Consider the following 18,371-nt stretch of genomic DNA (forward strand, 5'->3'; position numbering starts at 1 on the left):
TGTCCTGAGCTCGGGGACGGCACGCACCACCCCGGCACCATCCAGCAAACCGCTGATGAGACGGGTCAGGGAGTTCCTGCTGTTCCATGTACTGGCAGAACACCCCACGGCACTGAAACCCGGCCTACCCTGGGAAGACATGGACAACCGCAGTGAGGTCCGCGAGTTCCTGGTCTCGCGGCGAGCCAAGATCACCCCGCAGAAGGCCGGGCTGCCCGCCTACGGCGGCAATCGGCGCGTCCCCGGGCTGCGCCGCGAAGAGGTCGCCATGCTCGCCGGCGTCAGCGCCGAATACTACGCCCGCCTGGAACGAGGCAACCTCAGCGGCGTCTCCGAAAGCGTCCTCGAATCCCTCTCCCGCGCCCTGAAGCTGGACGAGGCCGAACGCGCCCACCTGTTCGACCTGGCCCGAACCGCCAACGCCGGCCCCCGCACCCGCCGCCGCCCTGCCCAGCAGCAGATCCGGCCCGCCATCCAGCACCTGCTCGACTCGATGACCGGCTCGGCCGCCTACGTACGCAACGGGCGCCTGGACATCATCGCCGCCAACCGGCTCGGCCGGGCCTTGTACGCGCCCGTTTTCGAGGACCCGGTCCGGCCCGTCAACCTCGCCCGCTTCCGCTTCCTCAACCCTCGTGCCCGCGACTTCTATCCCGACTGGGACGAATCCGCCCACACCACCGTGGCCCTGCTGCGCACCGAAGCCGGTCGCGACCCCTACGACCGCGCGCTGACCGACCTCATCGGCGAACTCGCCACCCGCAGCGAAGAATTCCGCACTCTGTGGGCCGCCCACAACGTCCGCCTGCACCACACCGGCGTCAAGAACTTCCACCACCCCGTCGTCGGTGACCTCAGCCTCCCCTTCGAAGCCATGCCCCTGCCCGCCGACCCCGGCCTGACCCTGACCGCCTTCAGCGCCGAACCCGGCACCGCAGCCCACGACGCGATCACCCTCCTCGCCAGCTGGGCCTCCACCCTCGAACAGACCGAACCGGTGCGAAAAGGCGGCCAGACACCCACTCACGACGCCTGATCGGCGCCGGCCATGGGCCGGTTCCGGCACACGGAGTACCTCCCCAGCAGGGCTCCTGTACTCGACCTTCCTTCACCGCCTGCTACGCCGACCACGGCCGCATCGCGCTGCCCGCCACCGCCCGGTGATCGGCCGGCTGCTTGCTGCGGAGATCCTCAGCGGGAAGAGGGATGAGATGCTTGCGGATTTCCGCCCGGAGCGGTTCCTCCCGTGACAGTCCGAGCAAGCGCCACCAGTACCGCGACCAGGCGGGTACGCCTCCGTACACCCGAAACAGGCTCGTAAAGCCGCGCCGCCGCGTCACACGAGCCGGAAAGACCGGACGGTCCGCCACCTCTGCAAGCGGCACCAGCCGCACAATGTCAGTGCCATCGCTTGACATCACCATGAAGCCGGAACCGCGCCCGTTCCTTTGACATCGGATTTCGGACGCCAGCGTCCGCAGCGGGATTGTGGACGTTCAGGGACCTGTCCACCGCGCGGGTGGCCGGGCGGCGTGCACGACGTTTCTGGTCGTGGAGACGCTGATACGCGAAGACCCCAGAGAACTACCCGTTACTCACCCTGGTGATAATCGCTGAGATTGCGCAGGCGCCGGATCGGTGAGGCCAGCAGGACCAACGGAATGCAGGCGGCCGCGACGACAAACATCAGCAGGGTGACCCGGCTGCTGACGACCCCGGCGATCACTCCGGCGATCAAGCCGCCAATCGGGATCGCGCCCCAGGAGACGAAGCGGACCGTCGCCATCACCCGGGGCAGCAGTTCGGGCGGGCTGGCCATCTGCCGGTAGGTGCGGGTCACCACGCTGAGCACCACCACACCGGCGGAGAAAACCACGTTGCCGGCGGCGAAGGCGACGAAGGCCTGCCAGCCAGTGCCGAGAGGAACGACAAGCGCCCCCGCGAGCGAGACGAATCCGGCGACGATCAGGGCGCGGGCGGTCCCGAGCCTGGCCGTGATCTGATTCGTCAACGCGGCGCCGAGCAGCGTACCGACCCCGTCCGCCGCCAACAGCAGGCCGACGAGGCCGGGCGCGGCGTGCAACTCGCGTACGAGGTACAGCGCGTAGAGCGCGTGCTGCGCCCCGCAGACCGTGTTCGCCGCGGTGGCGGCCCACATGCACGGGCCCATCACCGGGTGATGCACGACGAAACGCCAGCCTTCGCGGATCATCGCCCGCACCGGCGGCCAGCGGTCGGGGGCCTCTGCGCGGCGTTCGGGCAGGGTCCGCAGCAGCAGAGCTGAGACAAGATAGCTGGCCGCGTCGACGAGGAGGGTGGGCACCGCCCCGAGCACCTGGACGATGAGACCGCCAACGGATGGTCCGCCGAGCTGAGTAGTGGCTTGGGTGCCGGAGGTCAGGCTGTTACGGGACTGCAACTGCTCCTTGCTCACGATCGACGGCAGGAACGTCGAGTTGGCCACGTCGAAGATGACGTTCGCGAAGCTGATCACGAGTGCCACGATCACCAACTGGGCGACCGTCAGACAGTCCAGCCACCATGCCAGCGGGATCGAGATGACCGCCACCGCGCGAGCCAGGTCAGCGGCGATTTGAACCCTTCGCATGGGTAGTCGCTGCACCATCACCCCGGCGGGCAGGCCGATCACGATCCAGGCGACGTAACTCGCGGCGACGATCATGCCCATCTCGAACGCGGAGGCGTCGACCACCGTCAACGCCGTCAGCGGCAGCGCCACTGCGCCCACCGCCGAACCGACCGCACTGATGGTGCCGGCCGTCCACCACCGCCAGAAGACGCTCGTGCCACGCGCACTGTCGACTGTCATACTTGCGCTCCCAGTGAGTTTCAGAATGGAACGCACTATACTCGACATGTGAAACGAGCTGATCTACCCGACGCCGACTGCGGGATCGCGCAAGCGCTCGGAGTGATCGGCGACTGGTGGACGTTCCTGGTGGTGCGGGACATCGCCGGCGGCACCACCCGCTTCGACGGCCTCCAGCGTGCGCTCGGCGTCAGCCGTCGCGCTCTGGCCGAGCGCCTGGCCGGCCTTGTCGCACATGGAGTACTGGAGAAGCGGGCTTATTCCGATCGCCCGCCGCGCTACGACTATCTGCTGACCGCGAAGGGTGAGGGTCTGCTGCCGGCGCTCATCGCGCTCCAGGATTGGGGCACCAGGCATGTGATGGGGGACGGGGCACTGACCGCTACCAGCGAGGACGGGTCCGCCGAGGCCCGTCGGGTGCATGAGCTGGTCAATCGGAAGATGCCGGACGTCGTCCTGGAACGACACGACGGCGAGCCGGTCGCGCCCAACGCGCCGGGCGGCGTCTGGACCGTGCTCTATTTCTTCCCCGGCGCCTTCGCTCCCGGCACCCAGGACTACCCGCCCGGCTGGGCCGACATCCCGGGCGCCACGGGCTGCACATTGGAGTCCCTCAGCTACGCGTCACGGCATGCCGACTTCGAGGCGGCGGGTGCCACGATCCGTGGCGTCAGCACCCAGCGGCCCGACCAGCTGGCCGCCTTCGTCGCGCACGCGAGGTTGCCCTACCCTCTTCTGTCCGACCAGGACAGCAAGCTCGCGGCCGGGCTGCTGCTGCCGACCTTCCGAGCGGCCGGCGTCGACCGTTTCAAGCGCTTCACCCTGCTGGTCGATCCCGACGCGATCATTCGGGCGGTGCAGTTTCCGATCAATGATCCGGCCGGCTCAGTGGAAGAGATGCTCACCCTCGTTCGCGGCCGATGACAGCGATCCGCACATGCCTCTGCGAACCGTGCTTCTTGACGTCAGTGATGAGCGGGGGGACAGGGCCTATGGCCTCATGGAGCACGCAGATAACGCCCAGGCGAAGGCCCGGCCATTCTCGCTCACAGGCCTCTCGCCCCATCGATGCATTCGCGGAGGAGATCGGCGTGGCCGTTGTGCCGGGCGTACTCCTCGATCATGTGGATGAGTACCCAGCGCAGCGAGACCCGCCCGCGCCAGGCGTCGTGGCCCTCGACATCCAGGTGGGGCGCCTCGGCAACGTAGGCGTCGGCAAAGGCCACCTCCTCCCGCCAGGCCTGCCAGGCGCCGGCGATGACCGCGGGATCCGGCACGGCGCCGTCGAAGTCCTCGTCGGGATTCTGGTCGGAGGAGAAGAGGGCAGGCGTGTCGTGCCTGGCCATGACCCGCCGGAACCAGCGGCGCTCGACGCCGGCGAGGTGGCGGATCAGTCCGAGCAGAGAGAGCGTGGAGGGCTCCACGGACCGCCGGGCCAGTTCGGCGTTCAGGCCGGTGCACTTCAGTTCCAGCGTCGCGCGATGCGCGCCGAGGACGTTGAGGAGCATGGTCCGTTCGTCGCCGGTGGCGGGATAGCCGAAGCGGCGCTCGTGATCGCCGGTGAAGATTTCAGCTCGTCTGGCGCGGCTGGTGTTGCTCAAGATCGATGATCCTTTCCTGGCTGACTACGTGACGGCGGTGAGGAGGCGCAGGCCGCGCGGACCGGGTTCGTCGCGTTGGACTGACTCTCAGGACGGCGGCGGCGCGCTGGCCGGCCGGCCAACCAGCGCCGATGCGCAGCTTCGGGTAGGCGCCGGCCCGTTGGGTCCAGGTGTCGCCGGTACATGCGTACAGGATGTCGTGCACCATGACGGTCCCATCTCGCGATACTCCAGAAAGCACGTGAAAAGCCCGTCGGCGGCTGTGACGGTGAGCAGGCCGGCGGCCAGGAACTCGGCGGTGGAGTCAAAGGGAGGCGCCGTGCGTATCCGGAACGGGTGGCAGTGGTAACCGCTACCGCCAGGAATCGGATGGCGACGGCGCTCTGCGCATCCGGCGCCTGCTGTCGGCCGGGCTCAACGCGGGGGCCATCGCACAGGTGCTGCCCTGTATACGGGCCAAGGCCGTGAACCTGGTGCTCCGCCGCCATGCTCGCCGCCGCTCCTTTCACGCTCTCGCAGCCGGCCCACCCACGTCTCACATTGATCCGCCGGGCTCCGTGGAGGCCGGCTGAGCGGTGAGCGTTCGGTGGAGGACCTCGGCGAACTCCTCAGGATGGGTACGGAAACCGCCGTGGCCGCCGGGGAACTCGACCGGCTCGACGCCCAGGCGCGCGGCCAGGGCCAGCGAGGTACGGGAGGTGACCAGGGGCGTGGAGTCGATTCCGACGCCGACCGCGACGCGGGTGCGCGCGAGCGCGGCGGGGTCGGGAACGTGACGGGTGGTGCTGCGCAGTTCGTGAGCGAAGAGCCGGGCGAAGTCGGCGAGATCCTGCTCGGATGAGTGCCGGACGGCGTTCTCGCCCATCCTCGCGTCGTGTCCGACGACGTCGACCATGAATTTCGCCAGCGCCGCGCGCACACCCTCACTCCGATAGGTCGCGATGACGTCCTCGGTCACCGCGTGCCGCTCGGCCGCGTCCGGCAGCAGCTCGAACAGCGGCGGCTCGTGCGCGACGAGGACGCCGACCCGCTCCGGGCGCTTGGCGGCCAGGGCCAACCCGGTGGCCCCGCCACCGCTGCTGCCCAGCAGGTCCGCCTTGTCGGCGCCGATCGCGTCCAGGATCGCCACCACATCGTCCGCCCGCCGTTCGGGGGTGGAGCCCTTGTCCGGGTCGTCGGCAGGGCTGCGACCCATGCCGCGCGGGTCGAAGGTGATCACGGTGTAGTGCTTGGCGAGCGTCTCGGCCATCGCGGCGAAGGGCCCCGCGGTCATCGGGAAGCCCGCCAGCACCAGCACGGGTCCGCTGCCCCGCACGTCGTAGGCGATCCGCGCCCCGGGTACGGCGATCGTGTGTGTCGTCATCATGGGATGGCTGTCTTTCGTGTAGGTGTGCCGCGTTTCGGGTCTCTGATCGAGGCGTTGCCGCCCACTAAGGTGGGCACATGCCCCCCTTAGTGGGCGCATGCCCACTTCTCAAATCGGCAGAGGGCGCACGAGGGGCGGTGCTGTACGCGCCTGCGCTGTTCTGCCCGTGGACTGGCCCGCGATCAAGGGTGCGCGGTGGACTTGTGATGGTGAGAGGCGTGGGCTCTGGCCTGGCAAAATGTCCACTGAGCGCCAGATCCGGCGCCGATTGCGGCCAGATAGACGCCGCGGGTTTCGACCGTGCCCGCGCCGGTGTGCAGGGCGCAGGTGCGTTCGTCGATGCGTCCGACGGTTCCGGTTGGTCGTTGGTGGTGCGCAAGATGAACCACCGGTCCACCTCGTCGAGCACGAGGAGGTGGGCCGTTGGTGGTGCAGCCGTGCGAGCTGTCCGCGAGATCGGCCTGTACGTCAGGCCCGCAGGTCATTTCCGGCTGGCAGCGATGAGGTTGCCGGCGCCCTGGTGGAGGAGGTCGGCGGCGACGCGTGCGCCCAGCGCGGCCGGGTCGGAGTGGTCGCCCCAGGCGTGGGAGCGGACGAAGGCGCTGCCGTCAGGATTGAACACCATCCCGAACAGGCCCATCTGTCCGTCCGGGTCGGTGAAGGCGTGCCCTGCGATCGGACTGTTGCAGTGGCCGGACAGCATGTGCAGCATGGCGCGCTCAGCGAGGATGTGGCTCGCGGTCAGTGGGTGGTTGAGCTCGTCCAGGAGCCGCATGACCGGGGTGTCGGAGTTGCGGGCCTGTAGGCCGATGACGCCGGCGCCCACGGGCGGCACCATGGAGACCATGCCTTCCTCGGCGCTGTGGAACTCCAGGGGCAGTACCTCATGGTGGCGGTCCAGGAGGCCGAGGCGGATCAAGCTGGTGCGGGCCAGGATGAGGGCGGCGTACTTGCTGTCCTTCTCGTCCAGGTGGTTCAGGCGCGTGTCGACATTGCCTCGGATGCGTTCGGTCCTGAGGTCGGGCCGGTGGATGCTGAGCTGGGCGTGGCGGCGTACGGAGCTGGTGCCGATGAGCGATCCGGGCGGCAGATCGGCGAAGGGGACATCGCCGCGGGTGACCACGACGTCGTGGACGTCGTCGCGCGGCAGGTAGGCGCCGAACGCGGTTCCTTCTGCGAGGGGGACGTCACCGGGAACGTCTTTCATGCAATGAACGGCGATGTCGATCCGTGCGCTGGTCAAGGCGCGGTCGATTTCCTTGCTGAAGGCACCCTTGCCGCCGATCTCGGCCAGGTCGCCAGGCCACAGGTCGGCGCTGACCTGCGTCGGCACGATCTCGATGGGGATGCCGGGAACGAGCTTTGTGATCAGTTCAGCGACATGGCGGCTTTGGGTCTTGGCCATGGTGGACGTACGGGTGCCGATTCGTAGGGGAGTTTCGCTGAATCGGTTGAGTACGACTTCGGTCAGAGGGTTCACGTCGTGTGCTCTTTCTGGTCATGGGTTCAGCCATGTCGGCGGAGAGCTCAAAACTACAAGCCGTAGAGCTTGGTCCCGATGATGGCCGGATCAGGAGAGCATGTCGGGCGTTGTCATCGGGGGGGCGGGGCACGCGGGGACAGCCATCGGCGCCTCTTCCGAAGGCGGGCCATCGGTCCCGCCGTCCACCCGCACGAGGCGTTGCCGGGTATTCTCTCCCTGCTGCACGGCGCCTCCATCAGCGAGGTCCGCCACCTGCGGCTGGATGACATCGATCCGAAGCATCGTTTGGCCGCCCTGCCTGCGATGAGTTCCGGCGCTCCACCGGGTCTCCACTCTGGACGAGCTTTACGACCAAGGAGGAGTTTATGGGCAAGGTCATCTACTGGATGAACACCTCGATCGACGGCTACATCGCGGATCCCGACGGTGGCATGAACTTCATGGACCCGCCCGAGGACTTTCATCAGGAGGCGAACGACCAGGTTCGCCGGATCGAGGCGTTCCTGTTCGGGCGGCGGCTGTATGAGGCGATGGAGAAGCCCTGGACGGAGGATCTCGGCAAGGAAGGCGCCCCGGCCGTCGAGCGGGAGTTCGCCCAGCTCTACAAGGAGACGCCGCGGTACGTCTTCTCCGACACCCTCCAGACCGTCCCCGAAGGGGTCACGATCGTCCGTCGCAAGGACGCCGTGTCCGTGGTGACGCGCCTCAAACAGGAGATCGACGGCACCCTCCAGCTCGGCGGCCCCGAGTTGGCCGCCTCCCTGCTGGACCTGATCGACGAGTTCTGGGTGTACGCGTTCCCCGTGATCGTCGGGGGCGGCAAGCCGTACCTGCCCGTGAGAGAAGGACTGCTGCTGCGCCTGGTGGAGCACCGTGCCCTCGCCTCGGGAACCATGTTCCGGCGCTACGTACGACCCTGACTGGCCAGGAGCGCACCCCGGGCGTACCCACGAAGGGCCAGTGGCCGTACGCCCGTGCGCGATCCTGGACGAAGTGGCGCCCGCCTCGCTGAATCCGTGACCTTTCGGTACCACCTTGCACAGGTTCGCGCGAACGTGTGCGCTCTGGCGAAGGATTCGTTGGAGGCGATGGCGACGGCAGCGCGTAGCGGGCGCGCTCGATACGCACATGCTCGTTGTCCGGGGCGGTAAGGAGCCCTGCTATCGCCAACCGTTGATGGTCAGGTCGGGGTCGGTGGCCGCGTTCAGCAGTCGCCGGCCCCAACCGTAGGTCATCGGTAGCCAGTTGAAGTCGTGATCCGGTCCCACGATGTCGGCCAGCTCGATCAGCTTCATGATCTCTACCACCGCGGCCAGCGGCTTGGCCACGCGCCATGCGCCCCGCATCCGTTCCGGAGCGACGGTGTCGGCCCAGGCGGCGAAGCAGGTGTCGAGGTAGCTCGCCGCGTCCGGCTCGGACGCGTCGTGCAGCCATGAGGCCAGGTCGAACAGCGGGTTCGTGACGGTGGCGAAGCTCCAGTCGTGCAACAGGATCTCATCGTCGCGCACGACCACATTGCCGGGATGGAAATCGCGGTGGACGATCGTCGCCGGGATGGCCGCCTCGTCCAGGAGCTCGGCGCACTCGACCAGATACGGCGTCAGTGCCTGCAGCCGGTCGGCCTCCTCGTCGCTCAGCGCCCGGTCCCGGTTCTTCGGAAGCTTGGGCGCCCGCCAGATGTCGTCGCGGGCCACGGTCGACCGCACGCCGTCGGCCAGCGAGGTCGGCGTGAGCGGGACACACCCCGCGGCGATCAGCTCGTCCCCGCCGTGAATGGTCTCCTTCTGCACCATGACCAGCTGTGTCAGGCATGCGCGACGCTGCTCCTTGGAGACCGCCCAGCCGTCCACACCGCCGAAGTCCTCGGCGAGCCACCAGCGGTCATCGGGTGACATCGCGGTGATGGCAGCGAACGGCGCGATGCGCAACGACGCCAGGTATCGCGTGATGTCCGGCTCGCGAGCCAGCCTCGGCAGGACCGCTTTCAGGTACAGGTCACCCCGGTCAGTCGGCGTGCGGAGCACGGCGGACATGCTCCAGTGCTTGATCTGGCGGCTCGGACCGAGCCGCACGCGACCGGCAGCCTTGATCTCCCCGTCGATGTAGGACTCGGCTCGCTCGAACCAGCCGGGCCTGAACCAGTCGGAGGCGGGCGGCTGGGATCGCGCCGCCCAGCGGTCGAGCACCAGGCTCTGCCCGATCACCGCATCATGACCGTGCCACGCGAACCCATCGGCGGAGACCGGCCGCGCCCCGCCCGCCGCCAGCAGTACCACTGTCGTAAAGTCCAACGGCTCCAGGACTACCGTGGTCAGCCCGAGTTCGCTACGAACGCGATCGGTCAGCTCGCTGTCCATCGGCGACCACCTGACGTCGAACCGCATCCGCGGCAGCGCCGGTTCGCCGCCGGCCATGTCGCAGAGCACCGCACCGTCCTGGTCGACGACTACCAGCACGGCCTCCACGGATTCGGGCGGCATGATCAACCCTCCCAGGGCCAACGGAGTTCACGGGACAGCGCGCCGGCGCCGTGCTCCGCGTCCTGCCCGGCTCAGGCTCAGGCTCCCACCGCCACACTGACGTGGCCGGGTGATCAGCGTGGGCGGCTGAGGGCGGCCTCGGCCAGATCCGTCCATTTCTCGGCTGAGGAGTGGGGCACGACCACCCAGTCCTTTATCACCTTGCCCTGCCCAGAAGGGTCGAACAGCGACGCCCCGGGCAGTTCGAGCGCGGCCGTGTGCTCGGGGGTATCCCGGACCAGCCGGAACACCATCGCGCCGTCGCGCTGCAGGCTCGCGAACACCTTCCCCACCTGATCTTTGAGCGCGGGACTCCCCATCATCCTGGAGATCCGTACACCCAGGTCGGCCAGTTCGGCGCCGACCTGCTTGAAATCCTCTTCTGCGCTCATCGTCAGTCGGTCCCCAACTCCATGGCGGCGTGGTCGAGCAGTTGGTCGTGGCCGGGGCTCTTCCCGCGTGACGCGACCGCCTCGGCCCCGCCTTCCGGCAGCACGGCGATCAGGCTAGCTGTCCTGACGGCACTGATCAAGGCCGGATGCGGGGGGCCGGCCATGCCGAGTCCCGCTGCCGGTCCTCGACCACGTGCGATAGATCACCATCGGCGCAGTCCGCGGCCTCAGTGCAGGAAGCCGCCGTCATACAGGGCCTGGAAAACGAGTGAATCCACGTACGAGACCCGGTGCCGGTCGGCACACCCGTGCTCGGGCGAGGCGGGCAGGGGGCCCGGGCCGGAGCCTCGTCCGAGGGGGCGAGGTTCTCACGCAGCCGGCCGGTGGCCTTGGCGCGGTTGATCCACGGAGGCCATCGTCGGCAGGTGCGGTGACGGGATGCCGTGGAAGGGCCGGAGGTCCATGGTGCGCTCGTGAACCGCAGCGGCTGCCGTGGCCAAGAGTGATCGTTTCTCTGGCGCTAGCGCGTCCACCAGCGGGCGGTCGAGCGGGTGTCGCGCAGGGCGTTGGTGGCGCAGTGCACCTCGCCGCCGAGCAGGTGCGCCCACGACAGGTCCGCCACCCAGCGTACGTGCACGCCCTGAGCCTCCAGCGCACTCCGCGCGGCCTGCCGGAACAGATCGTGCCCGCCGACGACCGGGCCGTACGGGGCGGGCGCGGCGAACTCGCCGGCCGTCAGCGACAGCCCGTTGGGAATGCCCGGCGTGTACGCCTTCAGCAGTGACGGTTCGGCCTCGCTCGCGCTGAACAGCACGGGCACCCCCACGACGTCCGAGCGCCGCAGGCCCGTCGCGGCCAGCATGGTGTCGATCTGCGCGTCGATGTGTCTCGCGGCCCTGTCGTTGGCGGTCATCAGCGCCTGGTCGCCCAGCAGCCCAGTGACCGTGGGGGAGCCGGGGAACAACCGCGTGCCGCCGGCTCCGGCGGCCTCGGCCCGGCGCAGCAGCCGCGCGGCCATGCGCGGGTCGGCGACCATGAGCGTCCATCCGCGCGCGTTGGGTGCCCGTACGACGTGCATGGTCTCGTCCACGTGGCCGACCATCAACCAGCCGGTGTCGAGCACCACGGGCGGCTGGAGGCCCTGCCCCATGCCGGTCAGCAGGCGGACGAAGGCCGGGTCGGGGCGCCGGGTCCGGCCGGTGCCGTACACCAGCCGTCCCTGTGGGTGACCGGCGTACGGCGGGAGCGACTCGACGTTGCCGGTGGAGTTGCGCAGGTCGGTCAGGTGGTCGCGGCGGGTGAGGGTGAGCTGCTGCACGACGGCGACCCCCGGCCCGCGCAGGTCGCGGAAGAGCAGCCTGGCCATGGGCCGGGGCGTGGGCGCGCTCGCGTCGCCCAGGTCCACCACATTGCCTGACCTGACCAGAACGCGCATGGTCCTGACGCCGCCGGGCACGGGCATGGAGGTGGTGGTCGGCTCGAAGATGTCCTGCCACCAGGTGTCCTTCCACCACTGGGACGTGCCCGCGACGAATCTGGGCGCGCGCACTGCGGCGGCGCGCGTGGCGCCGCGCAGGTCGCGGGCGAACTCCTGCCACCCTCCAGGCAGGCCGTCGGGGAACGGCAGCGCGGGCGGTGAGCCAGGGCCCGTGCCAGGCTTGCCGGCCAGCACCTCGACGGCCGGTTGCAGGTCGTTCTGGAGGAGCAGAGGGGCCTCGCGCATGCGGGCGCGGGCGATCTGGCGCCGCCCGGGGTCGGTCACGGTGAGGGTGATCGTCAGCCGGCCGTCCCATCGGGCCCTGTCGCGTACGATGTCGCGTCCCTCGACGCCGAACTCCAGGCCGGCGCGCAGATCGGCGGCGGTGAGCCGGCCGCCACCCTCGGGCAGTGCGGGCCTGAAGTCGGCGGCCAGGCGGTCGCCGTCGCGCCGGACGAAGATCCGCGCCTTGTCCGGGGCGTCGACGCTCAGCAGCCCGGTGGCGGCGTCGCCGAGGCCGGGCATGGCGGGCAGCCGCAGCCGTGCCAGGTCGGCCGCGTCGCGCTCGCCGTTCACACGGGCGTCTGCGGCGTCGTTGCAGGCGGCCAGCCGAGCGTCGGCCGCACCACCGGGAGCGTCCAGGTCCGCGTCGGCCACCTGGCAGCGGCCCTCGCTGTCGTCGAGGTTGGGCAGGAAGATCGCCTCCCCGGAACCGCCGCCTGCGGGCGCGGCATCGACCTCGCCGTCGTGGTCGGTGTCGGCCAGCAGCGCCAGTGCGGAGGGAGATCCGGCGGAGACGGGGGCGGCGATCGGCCAGGCTCCGGTGAGCGTGGCCACTACCGCGCAGGCGGCGGTGGTCGTTCTCGCAGGCATCTGGGCTTCCTCACTCTGCTCGAGATTTATCACAGCTGGGATAAATCCAAGGTATCACAAGTGTGATATAAAAGCGCCATGCCGAAAATAGTCGATCCCGTCGAACGCCGTCGCGAGGTGGTGGACGCGCTCTTCAGGGTCGTCGTGCGTGACGGCCTGCAACGCGCGTCTCTGCGCACTGTCGCCGCCGAGGCCCAGCTCAACATCGGCTCCCTGCGCCACTACTTCGCCACGCAGGAGGAGCTGATGCGCTTCGCGATGACCTCGATGATCGAACGGGTGGCCGAGCGGTTGCGGGCAGCGGTCGAGGAGGCGGGCGACCTGGCGGTGCTGTCCGCGCAGGAACGGCTGGAGCTGTCCGCGCGGTTGCTGGGGGAGCTACTGCCCCTCGACGAGCGGCGTCGCGCCGAAGTCACGGTGTTCCTCGACTTCGCCGCCGCCTCCAGAACCGACCCCGCGCTGCGAGACCTGGCCTCGCAGGTCGCGGTGGGCACGCGCGCGTTCGTCAGCCGCGTGCTCGAACGCCTGGAGACCGGGGGCGCCCTGCGCCGGGGGCTCCGGCTCGACGTGGAGACCGAGCGGCTGTCGGCGCTCGTCGATGGCCTCGCCATGAACGCCGTACTGCATCCCGAGCTGGTGAGCGGACACGACTGCCTGGAAGTCGTGCGCACCCACCTCGGCGCGCTGGCCGCGTAGGGGCGCAGACCACGTACGCCTGGTCAGGCTGAGTGCCGTCTACGGCGAGTCGTTTGCTTGGCCTACGACGATGCCCGTCCCGCGGCCTTGCACCCGCAGCTTCGTCAGCCGGTCGGTGGCCTCGTGTGGTGTCATGTCGGCGCCCCGTCGGTAGGCGGTGTCGTAGTCGGTACGGCCGAGCCGTTCCGCGAGCACCTCCGCAAGGGAGCGCAGTTCGGTGTCGCCGTGGTCGAAGGAGCCGCGGATGGCCTGGCTCAGGCCGAGCGCGGTGGCCGCGCCGGCCGGATCGCCCTCCAGGAACAGCAGCCGGGCCAGGAGCTCGGCGGCCGAGGGGGCGTCCATGTTCGCCTGCGCTGCTTGGACGGCGCGGGGCAGCAGTTCGCGTGCGCGTACGGCGTCCCCGGCGGTGAGAAGGTTGGCTACCCGAGCGGGGAGCAGCCAATTGTCGGTGGTCTCTGCCGACTGGGGCAGTTTGCGGGCGAGCGTCTCCATCCGGTCGAGTTCCTGGCCGGCGCGTTCGACCTCTCCGGAGCGGCGGTGCAACTCGGCCAGGCGGCCCAGGACCTCGATCTCCAGCATGGGCTGACCGCGCTCCCAGGCCGCTCGTTCGGCGGTTTCGATGTCGTGCCTGGCACCGGTCAGGTCGCCGGCGCGCATGCGTTCGGTGGCGAGCCCGAGCCGGGCCGGTACCTCGTCCTGTGAGCCGAGGTCGGTGGCGATCGCGACGCTGCGCTCGTAGGCGGCGATCGCCTGGTCGTGTTCACCGGAGACGGCGTGGATCTGCGCCATGCCGTACAGCATCTTCGCCGTCCACCATCGGTCGCCCGCCTCCTCGAACGCGCGCAGCGCCGCCGCCACCGCGGTCGCGGAGTTCTCCGGGTCGGCGCGTTCGCGCCACCGGACAAAGTCCATCGCGAAGGTGCAGGCGATCGCCCAGCGGTCCGAGCCGCTCCGCACGCGGGCGATCTCCCGATCGACCAGCTCGTCCAACCCGAGCATCGCCGCCATCGGCAGCGCCATCGTCAGCACCATCGGATAACGCCGCAGCGCGCCCGTGCGCGCGCAGTCGTCGATCAGCGCGCGCAGCCGCTCGGGGTCACTGATCGGCCCGCCCTCGCCGCCCACCAGGTGAATCGCGGTGAACGCGGCCCGGGCGTCCGCGGGCAGCGCATCGCCGAACTCCAGGACCCTGGACACGTAGGCATCGGCCCGGCCGTCGTAGCGGAGCATGACCCAGTACCAGTACAGCGGCCCGAGGATCCGGGCCGCGGTCTCGGCGTCGCCGCCGTCGATGGCCGTTTGCAGGGCGTACATCAGGTTGTCGTACTCGGCCTCGAACAGCCGCAGCGACTCCACCTGCTTGGCCGAGCGCAGCAGCGGCTCGTGCTCCTCGGCCAGGTCGGCGAAGTGCCGCACGAGCCTGCGCAGGACGGCTTCGCGCTCCTCCGCGAGCCCGAGCTTCTCCGCCGCGTAGGCCCGGATGGTCTCCAGCATGCGGTACGCGTCGCCGCCCCGCTCCACGATGGACTTGTCGACCAGGGAGTCCAGTAGATAGATGACCTCCCCTGCGGGGAGGGTCTCATCCGAACAGACCGCCTCAATCGCCTCGATCCCGGTTCTCGCCGGAAATATCGACATTCGGCGGGCCAGGGTCCGTTCTTGATCGGTGAGGAGATCCCAGCTCCACTCGATGACCGCATGGAGGGTCTGCTGGCGGGGCTGAGCGGTCCGGTTGCCGGTGCTGAGCAGCCGGAAGCGGTCGTCCAGCCGCCGGGCGAGCCGGCCGGTGCTCATGGTCCGCAGTCGAGCCGCGGCCAGCTCCAGGGCCAGCGGCAGTCCGTCCAGCCGGCGCACTATGTCCACCACCGGCCCTGCCGTGGGCGCGTCCAGCGCGAAGCCGGGCTGTACGGCTGCCGCCCGATCGAGGAACAGCAGCACCGCGGCCGATTCGCGGGCGCGGACGGGATCGGCGTGGGCCGGCGGCAGCTCGAGCGGGCCCAGCCGGCACAGCGCCTCACCCATGACCTCCAGCGGTTCCCGGCTCGTGGCCAGAATGCTCAGGTGCGGCCGGCGCTCCAGCAGCTGCCCGGCGAACTCCGCGACGGGTCCGGAGATCTGTTCGCAGTTGTCCAGCACCAGCACGCCTTCACCGCCGGCGAGCAGATTGACCACCCGCTCCAGCGGCGTGCCGGACGGCTGTGCGTCGGCGACACTGAGCGTGCCCAGCACCGCCTCCGGCAGCCCGTCGGCCGTGTTCACCCCGGCCAGGGAGACGAGCCAGATCCGGCCGCGCTGGTGGGCCCGATGCCGGCTCGCCGCCTCCACGGCCAGCCGGGTCTTGCCCACTCCTCCGGGCCCCACAACGGTGACCAGCCGGGAGGTCTCCAGCAGGCCGGCCAGCAACCGCAGCTCCTCCTCCCGGCCGACGAAGCTGGTCAGCTGGGCCGGCAGACGTCCTCGCGCCGCCTCCGGCCGAGCCGGTGCCGCCTCGGGGATCTCCAGCTCGCCCCGTAACAGGGCGAGGTGCGTCTTCCGCAGTTCCTCGGAAGGGTCGACGCCCAGCTCCTCGGCGAGCGTGCCGCGAACCTCCTCGAACACGGCCAGCGCATCGGACTGGCGGCCCGCCGCGTGCAACGCCCGCATCCGCAGCCCGGCCAGCCGTTCCCGCAGCGGATGGCCCGCGGCCGCCGCCTCCACCTCGGCCAGGATCTCGCCGTGGCGCCCAAGCCGCAGCTCCGCCTCGAAGCGGTCTTCGGCGGCCCCGACGCGCAGGTCGTCCAGGCGCGCGCCGGCCGTACCGGCAAAAGGGATGTCGCGCACATCGGCCAGCGCGTCTCCCCGCCACAGCGCCAGCGCCTCGCCCAGCAGGGAGGCCGCCTGCCGCGCGGAGCCCGCCGCCAGTTCGCGGCCGCCCCGCTTCGCCAGCTCCTCGAACCGGACCGCGTCGACGTGCTCGGCGCGTACGTGCAGGCGGTAGCCGCCGGGCACCGTCTCCACGACCCCGGCCCCGCCCAGGGACCTGCGCAGCCGATGCACCAGCGCATGCAACGCGTTGACGGCATCCCCGGACGTGCGTTCCCCCCACAGGCCGTCGAGCAGCGAATCGACGGACACCACTTCGCCCCCGGCCAGTGCCAGCCTGGCCAGCAGCCCGCGAACCCTGGTGCCGCCGAGATCGATCGGCGCACCGTCGTCGGCACGGGCCCGGACCGGCCCCAGCACCTCAATCCGCATGCTCCACAGGCTAACGGGCAAGGAAACCGATCAAGATCATGCCTCTTGCAGCAGGAAGGGGTGCCGCTCCCTACAGCTCCAGGCGGACGCCGTAGTCGGTCAGCCAGACGTTCAGATCCAGCGCCAGCTCCAGACCGAACCGGGTCATCGTGGTGGTCACCTTGTCGGACGGGTCCGTGACGGCTTCGCGGACGGCCGCCGGGTCGAGGAGCGGCAGCACCGGGGCCTCCTTGTCACTGACGACCTCGCGCAGCGCCGCGCGGAGCGCCTGCTCGTAGCCCACGTCCTGGGTCACCGGGTACGGGGCCTTGACGCGGCGCAGGATCGGCTCGGGCAGCAGGTCGGCCCCGGCCGCGCGCAGCAGGCTCTTCTCCCTGCCGTCGAACGTCTTCATGGACCACGGGGTGTTGAAGACGTACTCGACCAGGCGGTGGTCACAGAACGGCACCCGCACCTCCAACCCGACGGCCATGCTCATCCGGTCCTTGCGGTCGAGCAGGAACGGCAGGAAGCGGGTGAGGTGCAGGTAGCAGATCTCGCGCATGCGCCGCTCGCGCTCGTCCTGCCCGTCCAGGTGGGGCACCTCGCCCAGCGCCGTACGGTAGCCATCAGCCGTATAAGTGTCCATGTCGAGCCGACGTAACAGCGACTTGTCCAGGATGTCGGTCGGCTGATGCTCGCGCATCACCATGGCCAGCCACGGGAAGGTGTCGGCCTGGACCGCCTCCGGCAGGTGGAACCAGGCGTACCCGCCGAACACCTCGTCGGCGGACTCACCCGACAGCGCCACGGTGGAGTGTTCGCGGATCGCGCGGAACAGCATGTAGAGCGACGAGTTCATGTCGCCGACGAAGTGGGGCACGTCCCAGGCCCGCACGACGGCGGCGCGCAGACTCGGGTCGGCCAGTTCGTCCGGCCCGAGGACGATGTCGGTGTGGTCGGTGCCGACGTGCTCGGCCAGCATCCGCACGAACGGCGCGTCGGGGTCGCCGCGCAGCTCGTCGGCCTGGAAGTTCTCCGCGTAACCCGCGTAGTCCACGGCGAACGAGCGGATCCGCCCGTGCTTGGCGGCCAGCGCGGTGACGATGCTGGAGTCAAGGCCGCCGGAGAGCAGGCTGCAGAGCGGGACGTCGGAGACGAGCTGCCTGCTGACGATGTCGTCGAGCAGCTCGCGCACCGTGCGTACGGTGGTGTCGAGGTCGTCGGTGTGCTCGCGGGCGTCCAGCGCCCAGTAGCGGCGCAGCTGGGTGCCCTGCCTGCTGACGCGCAGCAGGTGGCCCGGAGGCAGTTCGTACATGCCCTTGTAGACCGGCCGCTGTCGGAGGCTCGCCAGGCTGAGGAGCTGGCGCAGGCCGTCGATGTCCACCACGGGCGGGGCCAGCGGATTGGCCAGGATCGCCTTGGGCTCGGAGCCGAACAGCACGCCGTGGGGGAGGGGATAGTAGTAGAGGGGCTTGATGCCCATACGGTCGCGGATCAGGAGGAGCTCCTGGGAGCGCTCGTCCCAGAGAGCGAAGGCGTACATGCCGTTGAGCCGGTCGGCGACGGCCTCGCCCCACTCCAGGTAGCCGCGCAGCACGACCTCGGTGTCGCTCCTGGTGCGGAAGCGGTGGCCTCTGGCGGCCAGCTCGGCGCGCAGCTCACCGAAGTTGTAGACCTCGCCGCTGTAGGTGATGACGGCCAGGCCATCGGCCGTCATGGGCATGTGGCCGCCCTCGATGTCGATGACGGCCAGCCTGCGGTTGCCGAGCGCGGCGTGCCGGCCGAGGTGGAGGCCCTGGTCGTCGGGGCCGCGGCAGCTCATGGTCTCGGTCATGGCGAGGGCGGTGGCGCGCTCGTCGGTCAGATCGCGGTCGAAGTCCACCCATCCGGCGATGCCGCACATGCGTGGGTCCTCTCA

Annotated in this window: 13 protein-coding genes; 4 read left to right on the forward strand and 9 right to left on the reverse strand. The window is 69.8% G+C overall.

Annotated elements, in window-relative coordinates; genetic code table 11:
- Positions 1-139: 139 nt before the first annotated feature.
- Positions 140-1,036 carry a helix-turn-helix transcriptional regulator gene (locus AB0J64_RS19905; protein ID WP_364028659.1) on the forward strand — a complete coding sequence of 299 codons (897 nt, stop codon included), beginning with the start codon at positions 140-142 and terminating at the stop codon, positions 1,034-1,036.
- A 555-nt stretch (positions 1,037-1,591) separates the two neighbouring features.
- Here the strand turns inward: AB0J64_RS19905 and AB0J64_RS19910 are convergent.
- On the reverse strand, positions 1,592-2,830 hold the full coding sequence (locus AB0J64_RS19910; RefSeq protein WP_364028661.1) for an MFS transporter: 1,239 nt from the start codon (positions 2,828-2,830) through the stop codon (positions 1,592-1,594).
- Between the two features lie 102 nt (positions 2,831-2,932).
- Between AB0J64_RS19910 and AB0J64_RS19915 the strand changes: the two genes are divergently transcribed.
- Positions 2,933-3,754 (forward strand): winged helix-turn-helix transcriptional regulator, encoded by an 822-nt coding sequence (locus AB0J64_RS19915; protein ID WP_364028663.1) that lies wholly within the window; start codon positions 2,933-2,935, stop codon positions 3,752-3,754.
- A 122-nt stretch (positions 3,755-3,876) separates the two neighbouring features.
- Here AB0J64_RS19915 and AB0J64_RS19920 read toward each other — a convergent pair whose 3' ends face one another.
- From AB0J64_RS19920 to hemC, 3 genes are all read right to left on the reverse strand, one after another.
- Positions 3,877-4,431, reverse strand: a complete 555-nt coding sequence (locus AB0J64_RS19920) for a DinB family protein (protein WP_364028665.1) — start codon at positions 4,429-4,431, stop codon at positions 3,877-3,879.
- Between the two features lie 535 nt (positions 4,432-4,966).
- Positions 4,967-5,797, reverse strand: coding sequence for an alpha/beta hydrolase (locus AB0J64_RS19925; RefSeq protein ID WP_364028667.1), 831 nt, complete (start codon positions 5,795-5,797; stop codon positions 4,967-4,969).
- Between the two features lie 481 nt (positions 5,798-6,278).
- The gene (hemC, locus tag AB0J64_RS19930; protein ID WP_364028669.1) at positions 6,279-7,277 is read right to left on the reverse strand and encodes a hydroxymethylbilane synthase; all 999 of its coding nucleotides are present in this window, start codon (positions 7,275-7,277) and stop codon (positions 6,279-6,281) included.
- 368 nt (positions 7,278-7,645) lie between these two features.
- Between hemC and AB0J64_RS19935 the strand changes: the two genes are divergently transcribed.
- Entirely contained in the window at positions 7,646-8,200 is a 555-nt protein-coding gene (locus AB0J64_RS19935) for a dihydrofolate reductase family protein (RefSeq protein ID WP_364028671.1), read from the forward strand.
- 240 nt (positions 8,201-8,440) lie between these two features.
- Here AB0J64_RS19935 and AB0J64_RS19940 read toward each other — a convergent pair whose 3' ends face one another.
- From AB0J64_RS19940 to AB0J64_RS19950, 3 genes are all read right to left on the reverse strand, one after another.
- The gene (locus tag AB0J64_RS19940) at positions 8,441-9,760 is read right to left on the reverse strand and encodes an aminoglycoside phosphotransferase family protein (protein WP_364028673.1); all 1,320 of its coding nucleotides are present in this window, start codon (positions 9,758-9,760) and stop codon (positions 8,441-8,443) included.
- A gap of 113 nt (positions 9,761-9,873) precedes the next feature.
- Entirely contained in the window at positions 9,874-10,191 is a 318-nt protein-coding gene (locus tag AB0J64_RS19945; protein ID WP_364028675.1) for a hypothetical protein, read from the reverse strand.
- A 520-nt stretch (positions 10,192-10,711) separates the two neighbouring features.
- A complete protein-coding gene (locus AB0J64_RS19950) occupies positions 10,712-12,541 on the reverse strand; it encodes a protein-arginine deiminase family protein (protein WP_364028677.1) in 1,830 nt (609 codons plus the stop codon).
- Between the two features lie 78 nt (positions 12,542-12,619).
- On the opposite strand from AB0J64_RS19950, the gene AB0J64_RS19955 reads away from it, so the two are divergent.
- A complete protein-coding gene (locus tag AB0J64_RS19955; RefSeq protein ID WP_364028679.1) occupies positions 12,620-13,237 on the forward strand; it encodes a TetR family transcriptional regulator C-terminal domain-containing protein in 618 nt (205 codons plus the stop codon).
- A 39-nt stretch (positions 13,238-13,276) separates the two neighbouring features.
- Here the strand turns inward: AB0J64_RS19955 and AB0J64_RS19960 are convergent, their stop codons facing one another.
- Positions 13,277-16,471, reverse strand: a complete 3,195-nt coding sequence (locus tag AB0J64_RS19960) for a BTAD domain-containing putative transcriptional regulator (protein WP_364028681.1) — start codon at positions 16,469-16,471, stop codon at positions 13,277-13,279.
- Between the two features lie 70 nt (positions 16,472-16,541).
- Positions 16,542-18,356 carry an asparagine synthase (glutamine-hydrolyzing) gene (gene asnB / locus AB0J64_RS19965; protein WP_364028683.1) on the reverse strand — a complete coding sequence of 605 codons (1,815 nt, stop codon included), beginning with the start codon at positions 18,354-18,356 and terminating at the stop codon, positions 16,542-16,544.
- Positions 18,357-18,371: the final 15 nt, after the last annotated feature.

Source organism: Nonomuraea sp. NPDC049695 (assembly GCF_040674955.1).
Lineage (GTDB): Bacteria > Actinomycetota > Actinomycetes > Streptosporangiales > Streptosporangiaceae > Nonomuraea > Nonomuraea helvata.